General features: G+C 66.6%; 20 protein-coding genes. 6 read left to right on the plus strand and 14 right to left on the minus strand.

Annotation, left to right across the window (positions count from 1 at the left end):
• Positions 1-12: 12 nt before the first annotated feature.
• Complete coding sequence (locus tag ACVTJA_RS23655; RefSeq protein WP_465839364.1) at positions 13-1881, plus strand: LodA/GoxA family CTQ-dependent oxidase; 1869 nt, start codon at positions 13-15, stop codon at positions 1879-1881.
• Positions 1881-3008, plus strand: a complete 1128-nt coding sequence (locus ACVTJA_RS23660; RefSeq protein ID WP_465840504.1) for an NAD(P)/FAD-dependent oxidoreductase — start codon at positions 1881-1883, stop codon at positions 3006-3008. The genes ACVTJA_RS23655 and ACVTJA_RS23660 overlap by 1 nt, the downstream gene beginning before the upstream one ends.
• A 238-nt stretch (positions 3009-3246) precedes the next feature.
• On the opposite strand, the gene ACVTJA_RS23665 is transcribed toward ACVTJA_RS23660, so the two are convergent.
• Positions 3247-3882: a hypothetical protein gene (locus tag ACVTJA_RS23665; RefSeq protein ID WP_465839365.1), complete on the minus strand. Its 636-nt coding sequence runs from the start codon at positions 3880-3882 to the stop codon at positions 3247-3249.
• Positions 3883-4131: 249 nt separating this feature from the next.
• Here ACVTJA_RS23665 and ACVTJA_RS23670 point away from each other — a divergent pair, with 249 nt between their 5' ends.
• Positions 4132-4782, plus strand: a complete 651-nt coding sequence (locus ACVTJA_RS23670) for a hypothetical protein (protein ID WP_465839366.1) — start codon at positions 4132-4134, stop codon at positions 4780-4782.
• 14 nt (positions 4783-4796) lie between these two features.
• On the opposite strand, the gene ACVTJA_RS23675 is transcribed toward ACVTJA_RS23670, so the two are convergent.
• From ACVTJA_RS23675 to ACVTJA_RS23690, 4 genes are all read right to left on the minus strand, one after another.
• The gene (locus tag ACVTJA_RS23675; RefSeq protein ID WP_465839368.1) at positions 4797-5126 is read right to left on the minus strand and encodes a hypothetical protein; all 330 of its coding nucleotides are present in this window, start codon (positions 5124-5126) and stop codon (positions 4797-4799) included.
• A 110-nt stretch (positions 5127-5236) separates the two neighbouring features.
• On the minus strand, positions 5237-6064 hold the full coding sequence (locus tag ACVTJA_RS23680) for a hypothetical protein (RefSeq protein WP_465839370.1): 828 nt from the start codon (positions 6062-6064) through the stop codon (positions 5237-5239).
• A 230-nt stretch (positions 6065-6294) separates the two neighbouring features.
• Positions 6295-7710, minus strand: a complete 1416-nt coding sequence (locus tag ACVTJA_RS23685) for a hypothetical protein (RefSeq protein WP_465839371.1) — start codon at positions 7708-7710, stop codon at positions 6295-6297.
• Between the two features lie 406 nt (positions 7711-8116).
• A complete protein-coding gene (locus ACVTJA_RS23690) occupies positions 8117-9007 on the minus strand; it encodes a helix-turn-helix transcriptional regulator (protein WP_465839373.1) in 891 nt (296 codons plus the stop codon).
• An 88-nt stretch (positions 9008-9095) separates the two neighbouring features.
• Between ACVTJA_RS23690 and ACVTJA_RS23695 the strand changes: the two genes are divergently transcribed.
• A complete protein-coding gene (locus ACVTJA_RS23695; RefSeq protein WP_465839374.1) occupies positions 9096-9536 on the plus strand; it encodes a hypothetical protein in 441 nt (146 codons plus the stop codon).
• Positions 9537-9706: 170 nt separating this feature from the next.
• Positions 9707-10504: an FAD-dependent monooxygenase gene (locus tag ACVTJA_RS23700; RefSeq protein WP_465839376.1), complete on the plus strand. Its 798-nt coding sequence runs from the start codon at positions 9707-9709 to the stop codon at positions 10502-10504.
• A gap of 17 nt (positions 10505-10521) precedes the next feature.
• Here the strand turns inward: ACVTJA_RS23700 and ACVTJA_RS23705 are convergent, their stop codons facing one another.
• From ACVTJA_RS23705 to ACVTJA_RS23720, 4 genes are read right to left on the minus strand one after another with little or no spacing between them, the layout of a single operon-like run.
• Positions 10522-10878 (minus strand): hypothetical protein, encoded by a 357-nt coding sequence (locus tag ACVTJA_RS23705; RefSeq protein ID WP_465832652.1) that lies wholly within the window; start codon positions 10876-10878, stop codon positions 10522-10524.
• A 10-nt stretch (positions 10879-10888) separates the two neighbouring features.
• Positions 10889-12388, minus strand: coding sequence for an IS66 family transposase (gene tnpC, locus ACVTJA_RS23710; protein WP_465832653.1), 1500 nt, complete (start codon positions 12386-12388; stop codon positions 10889-10891).
• Between the two features lie 24 nt (positions 12389-12412).
• Positions 12413-12805: an IS66 family insertion sequence element accessory protein TnpB gene (tnpB, locus tag ACVTJA_RS23715; RefSeq protein WP_465832655.1), complete on the minus strand. Its 393-nt coding sequence runs from the start codon at positions 12803-12805 to the stop codon at positions 12413-12415.
• Complete coding sequence (locus ACVTJA_RS23720) at positions 12802-13197, minus strand: hypothetical protein (protein ID WP_465832657.1); 396 nt, start codon at positions 13195-13197, stop codon at positions 12802-12804. Before ACVTJA_RS23720 ends, tnpB begins: the two co-directional genes overlap by 4 nt.
• Before the next feature lie 94 nt (positions 13198-13291).
• On the opposite strand from ACVTJA_RS23720, the gene ACVTJA_RS23725 reads away from it, so the two are divergent.
• On the plus strand, positions 13292-13978 hold the full coding sequence (locus ACVTJA_RS23725) for an FAD-dependent monooxygenase (protein WP_465839377.1): 687 nt from the start codon (positions 13292-13294) through the stop codon (positions 13976-13978).
• 41 nt (positions 13979-14019) lie between these two features.
• On the opposite strand, the gene ACVTJA_RS23730 is transcribed toward ACVTJA_RS23725, so the two are convergent.
• The 5 genes from ACVTJA_RS23730 to ACVTJA_RS23750 form a co-directional block, all read right to left on the minus strand.
• Positions 14020-14388, minus strand: a complete 369-nt coding sequence (locus ACVTJA_RS23730; RefSeq protein WP_465840506.1) for a DUF2381 family protein — start codon at positions 14386-14388, stop codon at positions 14020-14022.
• Between the two features lie 170 nt (positions 14389-14558).
• Positions 14559-15134, minus strand: a complete 576-nt coding sequence (locus ACVTJA_RS23735; RefSeq protein ID WP_465839378.1) for an imm11 family protein — start codon at positions 15132-15134, stop codon at positions 14559-14561.
• A gap of 3 nt (positions 15135-15137) precedes the next feature.
• Positions 15138-16454: an AHH domain-containing protein gene (locus ACVTJA_RS23740; protein WP_465840508.1), complete on the minus strand. Its 1317-nt coding sequence runs from the start codon at positions 16452-16454 to the stop codon at positions 15138-15140.
• Positions 16455-16646: 192 nt separating this feature from the next.
• Entirely contained in the window at positions 16647-16778 is a 132-nt protein-coding gene (locus ACVTJA_RS23745; protein WP_465839380.1) for a hypothetical protein, read from the minus strand.
• Entirely contained in the window at positions 16775-17878 is a 1104-nt protein-coding gene (locus tag ACVTJA_RS23750; protein WP_465839381.1) for an IS4 family transposase, read from the minus strand. Before ACVTJA_RS23750 ends, ACVTJA_RS23745 begins: the two co-directional genes overlap by 4 nt.
• Between the last annotated feature and the right edge of the window lie 86 nt (positions 17879-17964).

Here is a 17964-nt window from a genome sequence, read left to right on the forward strand (position 1 = left end):
GGAGCAGTCACCATGAGCCAGAGATTCTTCCGAATCCACCCCTCCATCGGCGTCGCCCGTGTGGGCGACTCCCCAACCGAGTTCTTCATCGGCCCCGAGAGGCCCAACGAGAGGCCCAACTTCGACGCCGCCCAGAAGACGTTCCGCCCCTTCAAAGACAGCCAAGGCCGCATCAAGCGCCAGGCGGCTCGCTTCCGCATCTTCGAGTACGAGCTCAAGGGCAACCAGATTGTCCCCTTGCGCGAGGTGATTGCTGGCACCCAGGGCATCACCCAGGTCACCTGGAAGGCCCACCTGGCCAACCGCAAGGCCGCCTTCTTCAAGTTCGACGGGCAGGACGGCGCGGAAGGCCAATGGAAGGGGCCGGAGACCGAGCCGGGCGTGCATGACACGAGTAACCGGCTGCGCAACAGCCACGTGCCCGCGGCGGACCGGGAGCGGCTGCTCGTCATCGACCCGGGCGCGAAGTCCATCTCGGGCCGCAACACCCCGCCGGTTCCCTTCACCAACACCAAGAGCCACATCCCCATCAAGTCCCTGGGGGAGCTGCGCACGGATGAGAACGGCCACCTGCTCGTGCTCGGCGGGCGCGGCGAGGCCCAGACGACGAAGCCCGGCACGCTCATCAACAACTACGTGAACAACGACCACTGGTTCGACGACATGGCGGACGGTCCGGTGTCGGCCGAGGTCACCTACGTGGTGGACGGCAAGACGCAGGTGGCGAAGCTGGAGGGTGACACCGGGGCCTGGGTCCTGGTGGGGCCGCCCGACTTCGCGCCCTCGGTGGGCATCACCGTCCGCCTGCTGGACACCCTGTGGGACGTGGCCGTGCGCTTCCCCCAGGAGGTGAAGCTCGTCGACACGGATGGCCTCTTCTCCCAGGGGCTCTTCGCGCGGCTCGCGGCGCAGCGGGCGGACTGGGACGCCCAGGGGAACAAGTTCAAGAGCTACAAGCCCTCCTTCCTGCACGAGGTCTACCCTCTGCTTGATCGTGCCCTGCAGCAGCGACAGGTGCACAACCCCGAAGCCTCCAAGTCCTTCCATGGGAGCCTCGCGGGCGTGGAGCAGGACCTGGGCTCGGTGGCCTCCAGCCGAGGCAGGCGCATGCGCAGGACGATCTTCGGCTACATGCGCAACCCCTCCAACAACACCGGCAACGAGCCCCTGCTCATGCCCAAGGGGCTGGGAGACAAATACTCGGACCTGGAGAAGCAGCCCGGACCGGACTACTTCATGAGCCTCACGCGCGTGCAGTACGCGGTGCTCGAGCGCTGGGCCGCGGGTGAGTTCGTGGAGGACTGGGATCCGGCGGCGGCCCAGGCCATTCCCCAGGCCATCACCGCCGAGGGGCTGGACCGGGCCGCGATGGAGAACTCGGTGGGAGGCCCCTTCTTCCCCGGCATCGACTGCAGCTGGATGGTGCGCAGGCCCGAGCTGTACGGAACGCCTTTCCGCGTCAAGCATTCGGGGAATGCCTTTCCCGGTGCCCCGGACACGCTGCCCATCCGCCCGGGCTTCTTCTCCCAGCAGATGGCGCTGCCCTGGCAGGCGGACTTCTACCAGTGCAAGAAGCAGCTCTACCCCGCGGCGCACATCCCGTACGACGGCGAGCGCATGTACCACATGTGGTGGTGCGCCCACCGGCCGGATGACGTGTTCGCCAAGAAGGGGGACCTCGCCATGGTCTCCTGGACGCGCGAGCTGGAGAAGGTGGCCGAAGTCGAGGCGCAGAAGCCGGAGCTCCAGTCCCAAGCGACGGACGACACTCCCGCCAGGGACCTGGCCATGTACATCCAGATGCAGCAGAAGTGGTCGAGCCTGGGCTTCGTCCTCCAGGACGGCGAGCACTTCTTCGAGTCGCAGGAGCGGAGCAAGTGATGGACGGGCGAGCCACCTACACAGCCGTGGTGGTGGGCGGCGGGGTCGCGGGGCTGAGCGCCGCGCTGACCCTGGTGAGGGCAGGGGTGTCCACGTGCGTGGTGGAGCGCACGGACTACTCGCCCTGGCGCCCCGGGGAGACACTCTCCCCGGTGGCGTTCGCCGAGTTGCGGCGGTGGCTCGCCCCTGAACCGTTGGAGACAGAGGGCTTCCTGGCCTCGTACGGCCTGGAAGCCACCTGGGGCTCGGAGGAACCCCACCACCACTCCTTCCTCACCAACCCCTACGGCCAGGGCTGGCACGTGGAGCGCCGGCAGTTGGACAGCCTGCTGGCGCGCCACGCGCAGTTCCAGGGCGTGGAGCTGTGGAGGAACACCTGCGTCACCCACCTGGAGCGTGAGGAGCGCGGGTGGCGGCTCCAGCTCAGCACGTCCGAGGGCCCGAGGGAGTTGCACTGCACGGTGTTGATAGACGCGACGGGACGCTCGGCGCAGGTGGCGCGATACCGCGGCGTGCGGCGGCAGAACCATGACAGGCTTTGCAGTGTGTCGGCCGTGGTGGACAGGCCGCCGAGCCACGAGGAGCACCTGCTCCGGGTGGAGGCCACACCCTCGGGCTGGTGGTACGCGGCGCCCCTGCCCCAGGGGCGCCTCATCTTCACCCTGATGAGCGACGTGGATGTGCTGGAGCGCCACAACGCGTTGCGCCCCGCCGGGTGGAGCGAGCTGCTGGCCCGGACCCGTCACCTGACGCGGGGGCTGGGAGGGCTGCCGACGGTGCGGCGGCTGCATGTCCGCCCCTGCGAGACGAGCCGCCTGGAGCGCGCGGCCGGAGAAGGCTGGGCGGCAGTGGGGGACGCGGCGGCCATGTGGGATCCACTGTCCTCGAGCGGTATCGTCAAGGGGCTGCGCACGGGGCAGGCGGCGGCACGCGCGCTGTTGGCCTCCCTGCGAGGGAACCGGGAGGCGCTGGAGGACTACGCACGGGAGCGGGAGGAGGAGTTCTCCGGCTACCTGGAGGCACGCCAGGCCCACTACGCTCAGGAGCGGCGCTGGATGGACGAGGCCTTCTGGCAGCGGCGGCACGCGCCCGCGCTGAGCGTGCACATGGCTCCCGGGGCAGCGTGAGCGAAGCCCCAGGATGCACGCGCCCGGTCTCGGGCGAGAGGTTGACGGACCTCGTGGGCATCAGCCCACGCCGCTCCTCCACTATAAGGCGGACGACGCCGCATCGAGCCGCCGCTTCGTTGCTACCTCCTCGTGCCGCGGTTGTGGACAGTTGAAGGGCTCGCCGGAACACCACCGCGCACGACGAACGCCGTCCCCCCCGGTCGGGATAGGTCGTGCGCGGTGGCTTCATCCGTGGCTATCGCGGATCAGACGCTGTCGATGCGTAGATGCTGAGCCATGCGGTGTTGAGTCGGGTATCGGCCGGGATGTTCGCAACCGTGTGCCCCGGGGTGAAGCCCACATACGGCGCGGTCCCCGTGTAGCAGAGGTTCCGCACCAGGTCGCACTGGGCCAGGTTTCCTCCCTCGGCGCCCGCCCAGAGGCTTCGCACCCGACCATTCCAGAAGAGGATGGGGATCTGGTTCAGCCAGGCGTAGACCGTCTTCGACAGGTCGAGCACCCCGATACCGTCCGCGGCGTCCCGGTTGAGGCAGAGCCTGGAGCCCTTGAAGTCCGGGCTCGAGAAGAGCCACAGCGCAGACGGGTTGTTGCAATCCAGGATGACGGGGAGGATTTGCTGGCGAACCTCCCCGTTCTGCATCGCCTCCTGCTGCGCCCGCCGGGTCGCCGCCTGGGCTTCCCGCTCCGCGCGGGTGACGAGCTGCCTGGACTGCTCCACTTCTCCATTGGCCTTCAACCGGATGACAATGTCCTCGAAGAGCTCTTCGCTGTCTGTCGCGGGCTCGGGAGCGAGAACGTCATCCGAAGGCTGTCCACAGCCCGCCAACAGCGCGAGGAGACATCCCCACAGCAAAGGACGTGAAGGCTTCATGGTGTGGCTCCCAATTGAGGTGGATGCTGCCCCCAAATCCTGGCTCAAGATTGGATAGCTTGAAATTCACTAAAAATAGTGAGTCAGCGAATGAGCGGAGGTGCGCTTCGAGGTTCACAGGTCCGAGCGCGGGTCTTCCTGGTCAACGAGGCCCATGAGCTGAAGACGGGGCGGGCGGAGCGGCCCCGGGCCTGCCTCTTCGCCGTCTTGCAGCTGCTGCCCGCCGTCCCCGGGACTTCAACGCGCAGTGTGTCCTGGGCCCTCCTCACCGTAGCGCTGATGCCCCACGCCGGGGCGCGGCAGAGCAACACTCGAGAGTCGGCTCGCAGCGTCGACCGTCCCTTCTCCGACTCGATGTCGTCGCAGTGCCAGGCCACGAGCACGGACTCCCTCTCGCCCGCACAGGTCACCGGGCTCGAGGAGCTGCCCGAAGCCATCCGAGACGAGCTCCTCCAGAACCTCCCGCTGCAGGTGACCGGAAGCTCGCAGCACGAGCCGTGTCTGGACGCGGCGGCCGAGCTCTTGGCGGCTCGGCTGGGTGCACTCTGCTGGAGGGACGCGAGCGTGACGTGGACGGGGGACGGCGAGGCGGGTTCATCCGTCTCGAAGCTCCGGTTTCGCGTCAATCTCGGGGCGCCTTATCAGGTCGGCAAGCTCTGCGTTGCCACGGACGAGAACCCCAGGACGTCACCCAGGCTCATCATCGAGAGGGCGCAGAGCGCGCTCCCAGCGAACAGGGCGTGTACGGCGACCCTGCTCGAGGACATGCGGGAGCGCGTCTCCCAGCTCGAATCCCTCCAGGAGGTGCGGGTGGTGACGGCCGCCCCAGAGGGGGAGAGGGGGAAGTGGGTTGTTCCCGTGGTCATCGATGTCAAAGAGAAGGCTGAGAGCCCTCCATGAGGATGTGATGCCGTTCACCCCCCCGGGGTTTCAACCGAGAACTCCAGCGGCGCTTCGACCGGGCTGGTGTCCTCCTTCCACTTGATGCGGACGTAGTACGTGCCGGGCTGCTTCGCGTCACGCTCACCCGCCTCGGCGCCGACAGCCCCGAGCTGCACGCCGACGCTCACCACGCGCTCCCGGATGTTGACCTCGTAGCCGCGGACCTCTTCACCGCAGCACATCTTCTTGAGGGCCGGGTTGAAGAGCTGGACCTCGAACGTGTTCCCGACATCGAACCGGTCATCCATCCGGTCCAGGGTGGCCTTCACCACCAGCCCCACCACGCCGAACCCCGCGCTCATGAGGCAACGCTTCAAGGAACCTGCCACGTTCATGAGTAGCCCCCTCCCGTAGTACGGCCCTCCGATGAGCGGGTCCAAAACCAATCAGTCAGAGCCTCTGTGCCGAGGTCCTACGGACAGGTGAAGCTCTGGGGACTGTTGGTCAGCTGGACCCGGGTGCCCGTGCCCAGGTCCAGGGCATAGACATACACGGTGTGCGGCCGGCCATCGCAGCGGCTCGCTGGGATGGGCACGCCGAAGCCGTGGTTGCAGCCCGTCAGGAAGTCGCAGAGGTCGGCCCGGTACCGGTCGGCGCAGTACTGTCCGCCATACGTCCCCACGCCCACCGGGCCATCGTAGAAGAACTCGACATACGTCCCGACGGTGAGCGTGTCTTCATCATACGCCCAACCCGTGACCCCGCCTCCCTGGGCGGATTCGACGAAGCCAATGGGCGAATTCACCGCGGGAGGGACCTTCCACTTGATCATGATTCGCACCCGGAACGTCGGATTGCTCGCGCCGGTGTCCACCGTCGGCCGGGCCGCCCACAAGCCCTGGTTGACGCGCTTGCCCTTGAAGGGCGCCGTCATCTGGGAGTTTGGGGTCGGGAAGATGAACGCGCCGTTCACGTCTCGCGTCAGGACGTTCGCCGTGGAGCCCAGGTACGAGAGGGTGATGCTCCTGAAGGCGGGGTTGAACCACCAGGACAGGTCGGTATCCAGGTACAGGGATTCGACCAGCGCGTTGTCCGGGGCGCACCCGTAGACCAGCGGCATGCTCCCCGGAGGGTCGGTCCATGAGTAGTTCAAGATGGCCGTCCCTGTCGTGCCGGGCGAGTAGACCGGGCACCCGCTGGCCTTGACCTGCGCGCTGATGGTGGGCAGCTGTTGCGCCTGGGCGCTGGCGGATGCCGGAAGCATCGCGGCCAGCACCACCATGAGAATCACATACTTCATGGGAGCTCCTGGAAGGGTTGTGTCGGTTGCAGGAGCAAGACGCACGGCGGCTGGCGTGTTACCTGCCACGAGCGTCGCCAGCGGCGTCGGCGTCGGTGGCTCGCAGATTCGCGTCAACGGGAGCGTTCGTACGAACGAACTGGTCGGCGTCTACAACCACGGCCACCCTGAGGGAGCGGAGCCGCGAGACACCCGCTCCGCTCCCCATGCCCCGGGACGACGGGGGACGGCTACTCCTTGCTCAGGGTGATGTCGAAGCGGACGCCACCCGACTCGGCAATCTCATCCGGCTTCTCGGGGCTGCCCGAGTGCTGGACGAGGTCCACCTCGAACCGCTCCTCGTCGGCGCTGGCGTCCTGTGCCATGAACGTGACGTCCACCTGGTGGGCGCCGTCCGGCTTCAGCATCAGGCCCTCGAGGCGCGCGCCGTCCGGGTTCACGATGCGCACCGTGCGCTCGGCCACGATCTCGAAGCCCGTGCCCTGGCGCTGCCAGGTGGCCCACAGTTCCTGCGGCAGGGTGAGCATCAACTGGCCCCGCTTGAGGAAGGAGGGGGCGGTGCGGTTGGGGATGCGGACCTCCAGCGCGGCCGGGCCCTCACGCTGCGCCAGCAGGTTGCGCAGACGGAAATGGAAGTCCTGCCTGGGCGCGAACGGCGACAGGTTCACCACGTTCACGTTCTTCCACGCCAGGTTGTTGTTCCACCGCGTGTTGTTGAGGGTGTTCGAGCCGACGGTCTCCGTCAGCGTCATCGGGTCCGTCAGCGGGGCCACCCAGCGCGACAGCAGGCAGTAGTGCCCCGGCGCCGGCACGGTGGTCCACGGCACGAAGAACTCCTGCGTCGCGCCAGCGGCCAGGCTGACACTGGAGATGCTGCCGATGAGGGCCCAGTCGGTCGGCCAGACCGCGGCGCCGCCAGAGCCCGTGTAGTAGACGAACAGGCTGCCCGTGGCCGGGTTGCCCACGGGGGCGAGCGGCCCGTTGTTGCGCAACGTCACATAGACGAAGTTGGTCTGCCCGAACTCCGGGTTCTGGTGCCCCACGCAACCAAACGTCGTGCAGACGCGGATATCGGGGCTGACCCAGATGGGGTCGACGGTCGGCGTGAGGCCAACGTCACTGGCATTGTCCTTCGAATAGACGTCCACCCGGCAGGGGGTGATGGTCAGGGTGACGTAGTCCACCGCGCTGTCGTCCTGGACGATGACATCCACGAAGCCCTGCGCGTTGAGCGTGGGAATCAGGTTGGCGCCACCGGGCAGCGCCGCCAGGTTGAGGGAGATGGTGCCCGAGGCGCCCACGGCGATGCCGCGGTTGACGAGCGAGTCCCCCCAGCCGGTTGCCAGCGCCGTGCCTGTCGGGCCCATGAACAGCAGACCCACGGAGTCGTTGAAGTCGCCGTTGCGTACCCCCATCCGGAGCGTGGCGCCGCAGATGTTGCCGTTGCGCCGCAGCCCGGTGAAGGTGGTGGCGAACCACCGGTCGATGCTCGTGTCATCATGCGGGCGGGAGCCGGGGTAGGTGTAGTTGGCCGCGATGTACGCGAGCATGCCGGCGCTCGGAGACACGGGCTCGGTCGGCAGGACGTAGTTGTCCACGATGCCCGACTGATAGGTCTGCGCCTGGGCGGTGCCACTCCAGGCCATGGAGACAGCCACCAGCAACGATAAAACAGCACTGAATGAGATGCGGGGGTGTGGGTAACGCATACGTTCCTCTTGCGGATGTTGTGGTTTCAGCCCCACCGTCCTTGGCTTGAGGAAACAGAATCGATGGTGAGTGAATGGCGGGCTGCGTCCAGGCGAAGCAATGGACATGCCCACTGCCGGACACAGACCTATCCTGGAGGGCGCGGTGCGAGGGCAGGGGGCGTTGCGACATCCCAGGTCACAAGGCCCCGCAAAGCGTGACATGGAAGGTTACGGCAGGCCCGTTGGGACCCCCCTCATGATGCGGGAAACCACAGGGGGCACATGTCAGTGGCAGTGAGGCACGTAGGGGCTGGAATGACGCCTGGCACCGTGCGGTCGTGGAGAAGGTCACCCCCCTCTCTCAATCCTTCTCCTGTAGAGGGATTTTCCGTCCACGAGCAGGCCCGCCTACCAGAGAGGAGGGCGCACAGCCGAATTCCTCCTGGAAGGCCTGCGTGAAATGACTGTGGGATGAAAAGCCCATGGCCAGGGCAAGCTCGGTCAAACGTCCGGCCGCGCCCGGGAGCTCGAAGAGGGCCGCGCGGAGCCTCACTCGGGTGAGGTGCCGGTGCAGGGTCTCACCCGTCACGGCCCGGAAGACACGGCTCGCGTGAAAGGGAGATGTGCGGCACGCGGAGGCCATGACCTCCAAAGACAAACGCTCCTTGAAGCGAGTGGCCACCACGTGTTGCAGTTCCTCGCTCAAGCGGCGCCATGCGCGGGAAACGCCCTGAGCGCGCTCCGGCTGAGCCCGCGCATCCGACAACACACACTGTACCAGCGACAGCGCCGTCTCCTCCCGGGCCAGTGGATCCACGGCGTGCAGGAGCCGGGCATGAAGGCGCGCGGCTTGCGGTGAGATGGAACAGTTTCGCGTGGGCAGACGCGGAATCAGCTCCTCGGCCAGTGCGCCCCGGAGCAGGAGCAGCGTGCCCCGCTGAGGACGTTCCGTGGGAGCGGCCATCCAATACTCATCCGAGGGTGCATGGAGCGCGGCGGTCGTCGAATCCACCACGTTGCGTTGATGCCCCAGGTCACGCACGTGCGTTCCCGTCTGGAGGAGATCCACTTCGTGATACAGGGCTCGCTCCCGCCAGCAGGGAGGACGCGGCGAGCCGCCAGCGCAATGCCATTCACCCACGAAGAGCTCACGCCCGTGGAGCAGCGTGCGCATTGGAAAGGAGAGTTCCCAGTTCATTCGAGCAAGATTCTGACAGCGGCCGTGCTGGCCAGGTCCCATATTGGCGGCCATGCGAACCGTTCTTGTCAACGCACTTCTGCTCGGGGCCGCATGCGCCCATGCCCCAGAGACAACCCCTCCTTCCGTCCATGTTGAGACGGTGCCCGCCAATCCGGAAGATGTCAGCACCATTGACGGGGTGATGCGCGCCTTCTACGAGGTCGTGAATGTCGCCCCGGACGCACCGCGGCAGTGGGCCAGGGACAGGACGCTCTATGCTCCGTGGATCCACTTCGTCGCCATTGGGAGCAAGCTGACGGTGTTCGATCATCCATCCTTCGTGGCACAAGCGGAGCCGCTGATGCGCGAGGGTTTCCGTGAGCCGGAGCTCCGCCGCATCGTGCACCGCTACGGCAACATTGCCCATGTGGCTTCCAGCTATGAGCTGCTCAGGCGCTCGGATGGCAGCCGGTACGCTCGAGGCGTCAATTACATCCAGCTCTATTTCGACGGGCAGCGCTGGTGGGTCGCAAGCGTGGTCTGGCAGGACGAGGACGCGGAGCACCCCATCCCTCCGGAGCTCCTGCCTCCCTCGCCGTAAGCTTCCCTCAAGCAGGTGCGGAGGAGGCGAGCGCGGGGCTTGAGACGGAGTCGCCTCCATCCTACGAATGACTGTATGGCGCGCCCCCGGGCTTGCTGCAAGCCCCATCCCGGGATGCAGAGTCCGCGGCCCCGGAAAGAAACCCCGGGAACTGGAGGCGCGAGATGCATGTGAGCGACGTGATCGTGGTTGGCGGTGGCCCGACCGGCCTCATGCTGGCCTGCGAGTTGCGGCTGCAGGGTGTGCACGTGGTCGTCCTGGAGAAAGCGGCGGAGCCGAGCCCGGTCGTGCGCTCGCTCGGTCTGCATGCGCGCAGCATCGAGGTGATGGACCAACGCGGCCTACTGGAGCGATTTCTCGCGCTCGGCAAGCAGCATCCGATCCGCGGTTTCTTCGCAGGCATGGACAAGCCTGCGCCCGAGAATCTCGACACCGCGCACGGCTACGTGCTCGGCATCCCCCAGCCAATCACGGATCGTCTTCTGGCCGAGCGCGCCAGCGAGCTCGGCGCGCAGCTACGTCGTGGTTGCGAACTGGTCGGGTTGGAGCAGGACGACGACGGCGTGACCGGCGAGTTGGGCGATGGCACGCGGCTGCGCGCGCGCTATCTCGTCGGCTGCGACGGCGGCCGCAGCACCGTGCGCAGGCAGGTCGGGGTCGACTTCCCGGGCGAGCCCACGCGGGTCGACACGCTGCTGGGCGAGATGGCGGTGGCCATGCCGCTGCAGGAGCTCATGCCCCTGATGGCCGAAGTCCGCAAGACGCAGAAGCGGTTCGGCTTCATGCCGTTGGGAGACGGTGCGTACCGCGTCATCGTGCCGGCGGAAAGCGTGGCCGAGGATCGCACGCTTCCGCCGACGCTCGAGGAGTTCCAGCGGCAACTGCGCGCGGTCGCCGGCACCGATTTCGGCGGTAAGTCCTCGCCCGAGCCCGTCGAGTTCTCCGTTGACGGAGAGCTCGGCGGATGATGCCGCTGTGGCCCGACTCAGCGTGATGGACCGCGTGCCTCCGCCCAGAGGGAGAGTTCTCCGTTCGCCTTCACGCGCAGTTCCCAGCGGCCCACGGCGCGCAGGTCGTTCGCGAAGTGCTGGCGCTTGCGGTCCACGAGCGCGTCGACCATCGCGAGCATCGTTGTCCGGCCGGGCTGGGGCATCGCTTCCAGGCGCCGGTAGACATCGGGCAACAGGTTCTCCTTCCCCCACTGCGCCACTACCAGCGCATTCCAGACGGTGATGACGACTTGGAGAAAGGCCTGCTGCTGCTGAAGCGACGCGCCTGGTGGCATCTGCGCGAGCAGTGGCGCGGCGTACTCCAGCAGGGTTTCGGAAATCTTCGCGGCCATGGAAGCCCTTTCAGGCAGCTGTCGCGTACTGGTGCGGTAGCAGTGGCGACTCGCCGTTGAGCGCCGCCAGCACGGCAGCGCGCAGGTAGGCCTTGGGCTCGACGCCGCACAGCTTCGCCGACTCCAGCAGGCTGTAGAGAATGGCGGCCACCTCGGTGCCGCGGCGGCTGCGGCTGCCGTAGTGGTTCTTGCGTCCCACCACCGGCCCGCGCAGGGCACGCTCGGTGGCGTTATTGTCCAAGGGCACGCGTGCGTCGTCCAGGAAGCGCGTCAGTCCGGGCCACAGCTCGCCCAGGTAGCGCAGGGCCTTGCCCAGCGCGGACTCGGGCAGCACGCGCACCTGGAGGGCCCACGCGTGCAGGCGGGCCACCACCGGGCGGCTCTTCTGCTGGCGAAGTGCGTGCAACCGCTGCAAGTCGGGCGGGCCCGTCTGGTACTCGCGCTCCACTTGGTACACCTCGCCAATGAGCTCCACAGCGACTGCCGCCTGGGGCCCGCCGCACTCCAGAAACTTCCTCCGCACATGCGCCCAGCAGTGCGCCACCTGGAAGCGCCCAGCACTCTCCTTCTGCAAGGCCCCGTAGACGGCGTAGCCGTCCGCCATCAACACGCCGGAAAAGTCTTTCAACAGCTCGCGCGCGGCCTCGGCCCCTCGGGTTTCGGCGATGCGGTAGACGACGGCGTGCGCACTGGCCAGCGCCCACAGGTGCCACTTCGTCTGTCCCGGGCTGCCCAACAGCGGCCAGCGCGTCTCGTCCGCGCCCAGCACCTGCTGGCGTAATTGCTCAAGCCAAAGCGCTTCCCACGTCGGTAGCAGCAGGCGCGCCAGCAGCCGCACCTGGTCCCAGAGCGTCTGGCTGTCCACCACCATGCCCTCGCGCGCCATGGCCCGCACCTGCCGCTCCAACGGCGCGTGGTCGAGGTACTTCTGCACGGCGACTTCAATGGCGAAGGCCACGGAGTAGCGGCCCCCCGGCACCAGCTTTGGCGGGCCCAGGGCTGTCTCCACGCACGCGCCGCAGCCGCAGCGGTACTTCTGCCGCCGGTGGCGCTTGAGGACGAAGCGTCGCTCCACCACGTCGACTTCCTCGGCCTCCTCGTACTGGCCGGCCATGGGCGAAAGCGCGCCGCCACACTGGGGACACTGCTGGTCCGCCTCGTCCAAAAGGTGCACCTCCTCTTCCACCGGCAGCGCCTGCTGGCGCGGGCCGTGGCCTCGCTGGGGCTTGCCCTCGGTGGGCGGCGGCTCGGGCTTCGGGCGCGGGCGCTTCTCGCTGGAGGGGCCGAAGAGGGCGGCGCGTGCCTGGGAAAGCTGCCGCTCGACTTCCGCCAGCCGCAGCTGCAGCACCTCGGCGGCCTCGCCGCGCGCCGTCAAAAGCTGGCGCGTCAACTCCACCACCCGCGAGGTCAGGCGGCGATTCTCCGCCTCCAGCAGCAGCGCCGCCTGGCGTAGCCTTTCGACGTCTCGCTCGGTTTCCAGCCGCACCATGCTGGGTCGTGCTGGTGCCACACCACCCTCCAGGTTGCAAGCTCCTCAGCCCACCTGGCCCCGCGCCAGCGCGAAGACCGGCACCGCCTCGGCCGCCGCGGGCGAGAGCGCCTGGTGCCCTACCAATTCGCTGCCCTCGAAGAAGAGCGCCAGCTCCGGCAGCGTTAGCGCCACCGGCTCGCCCTCTTCTGCCCGCTTCCACACCGCCGCGAACCGGCCCCTCTCCAGCCGCTTCGCGTACAGGCACAGCCCCGTGCCGTCGAAAAAGAGGGCTTTGGCCCGCTTCCGGTTTCCACCCACGAAGAGAAAAACGTCACCACTCAGCAGCTCGCGCCCCATGCCCTGCGTCACCAGTGCCGACAGCGTGTCGAAGGACTTGCGCATGTCGCACGGGCGCGCGTACGCGTACACCGCCAGCCTGCGCGTGGTGCCCATCATCCCCCAAGCCCCCTGAGCACCTGCACCACCTGCGTCACGCTGAGGCCCTCCACCCGCACGCCCCCGGGCCCGTGCACCACCAGCGCGCTGCGTACCGCCACCTCGCGCTTCATCTCCACCGGGTGGAAGGCCGCGCCACTCGTCTCCGGTGCTGCTCGCGCGGGCCGCCCTCGCTTCACCGGGCCTGCCTGCCGGCCCCACCGCGACAGCGTCCACGAGGACAGGCCCACCTCCCGCGCCGCTTCCTCCTGCGTCCCTCCCTCCGCCTGCCGCGCCCTCAGATACGCCACCACCTGCGCACGGAAGCCCTCCTCGAATCGCCACCGCGTCCCGCGACCCCGCTGCGCTTCCACCTGCTCCTTCAGCTTCTGCGCCGTCTCCTTCAAGTCCATGCCGTCGCGCTCCTCCTGCTTTGAGTCGAGCGTCGACTTCGCACTTCATCCGCCCCCCCGTCACGACGGGCTCAGGCGAGGAGTTACTTTCGGCGTGCACTCCCCGCGCTGGCTGTCGCGCTTCGGCGATGCCACGCGACTGGCCGAGCGCTACAGGGCCGGCCGCGTGCTGCTGGCCGGCGACGCCGCGCATATCCATCCGCCGGTGGGCGGACAGGGACTCAACCTCGGCATCCAGGACGCGTTCAATCTCGGATGGAAGCTGGCCGCCGAAATCGAGGGCTGGGCACCGGCGGGGTTGCTTGACAGTTACGAGCTGGAACGCCGCCCGGTCGCGGCCGATGTGCTCGACAACACCCGTGCGCAGATGCTGTTGCTGTCCACCGAGCCCGGGCCGCAGGCCGTGCGCCGGCTGCTGTCGGAGCTGATGGACTTCGCGGACGTGAACCGCTACCTCATCGAGAAGATCATCGCGATCTCCGTCCGTTACGACTTCGGCGAGGGGCACGCGCTCCTGGGCCGCCGCATGCGCGACATCGCGCTGGACCAGGGGCGCCTGTACGCACGGATGCATCGCGGTCGCGGGTTGCTGCTGGACCAGACCGGCCGGCTCTCGGTCGCGGGTTGGGGCAGCCGAGTCGACCACGTCGTCGCAACCAGCGAGGAGCTCGAGGCGCCTGCCGTGCTGCTGCGACCCGACGGGCACGTGGCGTGGCTCGGCGATGACCAGCAGGCGCTGCTCCCGCAGTTGCGCAGGTGGTTCGGCGTCCCGAGCAATTGAAAGCAGCGCGTTCCGAGTCGACGCGGGGCTCGCGGTGCGCGCTACGGGCCTCCTATGGATGGAGGCCTCGGCCCTCTGTGTTGATGGTCTCCAGGAAGCGCTGATTCCTGGTCATCGGTCGGTCGGAGATCCTCCACAGGCTGAACGATGATCGAGCGCTTGCCCACGTCGAGCACCCGAATCCGCACCCCTTCGCCCGGAACCGCCGCGTCGACCGTGCGCGGCTGCCCGTCAACCGTCAGCGTGCATTCCGCGATGGCGGTCGGGAAGTACAGCCAAGTCGGCGACGCTGCTTCGACGCGAATCTCGGGCAACGGTGCATCCGGGTTGACGACGACAGAAACGGCCCGCTTCCGCTCCGTGCGCGGCGGGGCGGCATCGGCTCGCGGCGCAGTCGCCCAGACGAGCACGAGCGCAAGGGCCAATCTAACAGGTTGCAGCAATGGTGCGTGACCTCCCGGATGGGCACCCTTCCATCGCCGATATGCGCGCAGGGGCGCTGTCTCGCCGGGCCTGGGAGCCCGCCCCGGCGTCCTTGTGAGCAGCTCGCCGGGGCGGGCCTATCGGTCGCGGGGGCAATTCAGACCTCCTCGAACCGTCCTCCCGTGATGCCGGCTCGCTCCAGAGCTTCCTTGATCTCCGCATCGACGATGAGGGCAACGTGGTAGCCCCAAAGCCGGAACACACGCTCGTTAACTACCTTCGACTTGTCGATCCGCAACCCAATAACGGATCGGTACTGACCGGCCCGATCCGCATGCAACTCCTCGTCAGCAGAGAAGAACTGAACCTCTCTGCATGCAGCATCGTCTATGCAACGAACCTCGCGCGCAACGTTTAGCAAAAAGTAGGGTTCCGCTTGCCCCTCAACCTCAACCGGGAAGAGTTGCACGTCGTTCGCCGCAATTTCGCGGAACACTGATGCAACACGCGCACTGACAATCGGAGTTTGCCCCGCTCCGGCAAAATCGATGTCGAGCGGCTTGCCGGGCCTGAAGATGGGAATACGCAGCCGCTCAGTTATCTCAACCGGCCGTCCCTGTATGAATGCCCAGATATCATCTACTTCCTCCCCGGCAAGGTTGGTGGGTTCCGATAGATACCAACGCCCCGGCACATAGGCATCGACTCTCAGGTCAAAGTAGCGCTTCGTCATGTCTCAGGCTCCAGGGTCCTTCATAATGAGTTTACGCAGCATGGTTCCTGTCGTCGTGAGATCTTTGGCAATCAGACTCAACTCATTGGTTAGTGCGACCCGGCACTGAGCAGCACCCCGGCAACCCTCCATGGCAAGAGTAATCCGCCGAAGCACCTCCTCGTGATACTCTCGAATATGAGAGCCTTTATGCCCTCTGATGCGCACCAGATTCGCTGGGTCATTAAGGTCCATATTGGCACGCCTGAAGAGCTTCGCAAAAATCGGAGTCCACGGGCCACCTGTCTTGTCGGATATATCATTCTTGTTAGTGCAAATGTGGTGAATCTCGCCGTCCGGGTCGCCCTGAATGGAACTTTGTCCCCCGGCTCCGCCGGAACTTCCAGGCCCCATTGCAACCGCTGCAACGGCAGTCGGCGCGAGCGTCATGTTCAGCACGCCGGTCGCCGGGACCGCAATCGCCTGGACCTCGCCCGCGAAGGCGGCGGATAGCTGGAACCCGCCTTCGGTCTGCGCCCTCAATGCAGCCTGCGCCGCGCCCGGCAGCTTGGGGGCCTGCGCAGCCATGGCATTCCTTCCGCCGAGTGCCGCCAAAGCTACGATCACCAGAACGCGAGCCCCGTTGTCGCCGAGTATCTTCCCGAAACGGTGACCCGCGTCCTCCAACTCGGAGAAGTTCTTCGCGTCCTTTGACTCATCCCACAAGCGAAGGAACCCTCGCCCGAGATTCCACACAGGGCCCGTTCCAAGATACGCAATCAGGGATGCCGTCAGCGCAATAGCAATGAATTTCGTCACTGGCTCAGGCGCGACAAGCATGACGAGTGCGGTCCCAATCATTGCCGTAACCATCGCACGAAGGGCTGCGGGATTCGCCAAGTCCTTGATCGCCATTTCAACCCCTTCCCAAACGGTGTCGAGCGCGAAGTAGAGGGCAAGCATCCGCCGTTCCATTACGCCCAGCGTAAACCCACCTGTAATCAGGCGCAGGCAGCTATCGGGGTCGCTCTGCCGCTGACAAATCCGTTCGTAGGATGAAGGCACCGTGCGCCCCTGAGCACCGTCGACGATCCCCTCGGAGGAAGCGAGCAACGAGAGTCCTTCGTCTCTTTCGGCCTCATTCAGTGCGACGTTCAGCTTCAAGTCGAGCACGAGCTGCGTGACCGCGCTCTTGAACTCCTCTTCGCTTATCTCGACCGGATCGGTCTCAACCGGCGTGTAGACGATCGGCGCTCCCTGCCCGGTGTCCAGGTGGACAACCCTCGTCGTCGCGCATCCTGCCGCGAGCACAAGCAACGCAACAATCCCGCATACCCTCATGAGAGCCCCCCAGAGTTGAATGCCCCCGGACATCAGGAGCAAGTCGCCACATACCAGCCGGCTCTGACGACTCTAAAGGTCTCTCGTGAGAATCCTACCCAACAAGCCCGCTCTCAACCGGCGACCACACGAGTTCAGACGTCCGGTGAAAGTCCTGCGGCTGCCTGGGTTTAGATTCAGTCGCCTCCGTTTCTACAGGTACACCTTGCCGCCCCAGATGAACGCGCCCCCGACGAGCGGCACGGAGTAGGCGTCAACGCTCCCGGTGGGCAGCAGGTACGCGATGAGCAGCTCGTTCTCCCACCCACCGGGGCGCCCCTTCATCCAGTCCGGATCGAGGGGGTGCCCCGCGCCGATCGCGATTGCCCGGCAGTTACCTTGCGACCTGCCTGTTGATGGTCTCCAGGAAGCGCTGATTCCTGGTCATGGGTCGCCGGGAGTTCCCTGACTTCGTGGCCGGAACCTGCGGTGCGTGCGGCCGAAAAGTTGAGGGATGGGGAGTACACCGGTGGAGTCCGTAGCAATCGGTCGCGTCGCTCCGGCTCGGTGATGCTCACGGCCGACAAACCCAAGCCGAAGCGCAAGTCCTTGATGTCCCGGAAACTCTCCTCGGTGCAGAAACGGCGACTGTAGAGCGCCACGACTTGGGAGGCGCTCGTCTCACTCAGACTGGTGGCCAGACACCACGCCTCCTTCATCCCCTTCTTCTTCACGAGCACCGCCGCGCCCACCTGAGCCTCGTCGTCGGTGACACGGGCTGCTTTCAGACGCAAGGCACGGCCCGAGGCGGACACCCACTCGGCTGCCGCGCGCCGTTCTGCGCGGGCCGTGGTGACGGTGATGCACTGGCGGAAGCGAATGACATATTCGAAGCCCACCTGCCCCAGCAGGGCGTAGAGTTTCTGGTCGGCAAAGGCCCGGTCCGCCAGCACCGTCACCTTCACCTCTGGGGCGATGCACTCGCGCAGGCGCAAGAGGACGGAGTCCTCCACTTCGTTGCGCAGCCCCTGAAGGGTGGATTTCTGCACCGTCAACCACACCAGGGGCGGCGAGCGGCCGTGGCGCGTCTTGAGCGCGGCCACCAGCGTCGTCTGGTCGTCGGCCTCGAAGTCCGTCCAGTCGAGCGACACCACGGCCTCGGTGCGCTGCCCCAGCACGTAGGGCACCCACAGGGCGAACAGGTGCCAGACGTCGATGCCGGTATTGGACAGCAGCCGGTCGACCTGCTTCACCCCATGCCTGCCCTTGGTGCCACGGGCCAACGCCAGCGACTGGCCGATGGCGTACACCGACAGGCTGGCCGCATGGACCACGCCCAGCGTCGCCAGCGACAGCGACAAGACTCTCTTGGCATGCAGCTCATCCCCGAAGAGTCCGTCGAGGAAGGCGTGCACCTTCTTTTCGTTGATGGAAGAGGTTCTCACCCAGTACGTAGTGTCCAGGTGGCCCTACTCCTTGCACGAACCAGCCGGCCCGCCGCTTCCTCTCCAGCTTGCTAAATGAGGGGATG

The sequence above is a fragment of the Pyxidicoccus sp. M6 genome (assembly GCF_055568925.1).

Bases quoted from the DNA above. Each gene is read 5' to 3' on its own strand.
- ACVTJA_RS23655 (WP_465839364.1), top strand. From the start codon at position 13: ATGAGCCAGAGATTCTTCCGAATCCACCCCTCCATCGGCGTCGCCCGT.
- ACVTJA_RS23660 (WP_465840504.1), top strand. From the start codon at position 1,881: ATGGACGGGCGAGCCACCTACACAGCCGTGGTGGTGGGCGGCGGGGTC.
- ACVTJA_RS23665 (WP_465839365.1), bottom strand. From the start codon at position 3,882: ATGAAGCCTTCACGTCCTTTGCTGTGGGGATGTCTCCTCGCGCTGTTG.
- ACVTJA_RS23675 (WP_465839368.1), bottom strand. From the start codon at position 5,126: ATGAGCGCGGGGTTCGGCGTGGTGGGGCTGGTGGTGAAGGCCACCCTG.
- ACVTJA_RS23680 (WP_465839370.1), bottom strand. From the start codon at position 6,064: ATGAAGTATGTGATTCTCATGGTGGTGCTGGCCGCGATGCTTCCGGCA.
- ACVTJA_RS23685 (WP_465839371.1), bottom strand. From the start codon at position 7,710: ATGGCCTGGAGTGGCACCGCCCAGGCGCAGACCTATCAGTCGGGCATC.
- ACVTJA_RS23690 (WP_465839373.1), bottom strand. From the start codon at position 9,007: ATGGCCGCCAATATGGGACCTGGCCAGCACGGCCGCTGTCAGAATCTT.
- ACVTJA_RS23705 (WP_465832652.1), bottom strand. From the start codon at position 10,878: ATGGCCGCGAAGATTTCCGAAACCCTGCTGGAGTACGCCGCGCCACTG.
- tnpB (WP_465832655.1), bottom strand. From the start codon at position 12,805: ATGATGGGCACCACGCGCAGGCTGGCGGTGTACGCGTACGCGCGCCCG.
- ACVTJA_RS23720 (WP_465832657.1), bottom strand. From the start codon at position 13,197: ATGGACTTGAAGGAGACGGCGCAGAAGCTGAAGGAGCAGGTGGAAGCG.
- ACVTJA_RS23735 (WP_465839378.1), bottom strand. From the start codon at position 15,134: ATGACGAAGCGCTACTTTGACCTGAGAGTCGATGCCTATGTGCCGGGG.
- ACVTJA_RS23740 (WP_465840508.1), bottom strand. From the start codon at position 16,454: ATGAGGGTATGCGGGATTGTTGCGTTGCTTGTGCTCGCGGCAGGATGC.
- ACVTJA_RS23745 (WP_465839380.1), bottom strand. From the start codon at position 16,778: ATGAAGGGGCGCCCCGGTGGGTGGGAGAACGAGCTGCTCATCGCGTAC.